The sequence below is a fragment of the Elizabethkingia argenteiflava genome (assembly GCF_009904105.1).
In the GTDB taxonomy this organism is placed as follows: Bacteria; Bacteroidota; Bacteroidia; order Flavobacteriales; family Weeksellaceae; genus Elizabethkingia; species Elizabethkingia argenteiflava.
On record NZ_JAAABJ010000176.1, the window covers coordinates 1 to 233 of the forward strand.

1 pseudogene is annotated in these 233 nt (G+C 40.8%); it reads left to right on the forward strand.

What is annotated here, in order from left to right:
- Window positions 1–146: 146 nt before the first annotated feature.
- Window positions 147–233: pseudogene (locus GNY06_RS15020) on the forward strand (hypothetical protein); the annotation flags it as partial.

Sequence of the window (233 nt, forward strand, 5' to 3'; positions counted from 1 at the left end):
AGGCTAATAATGAAGAGCAGGGAAATCAAAGGCTGCTTGCCTTTGAAGAGAAGTGGGCAAAAAAATATCCCCTGACCTGCAAATCCTGGCTGGACAATTGGTTAAATCTCTCATCATTCTTCGAGTAAGATGAGGTAGTACGAAAAAGCATATATACTACCAATCCAATTGAAGGGGTACATCGCCAGATACGCAAAATCACCAAAAATAAAGGTGCTTTTCCTTCAGAACAG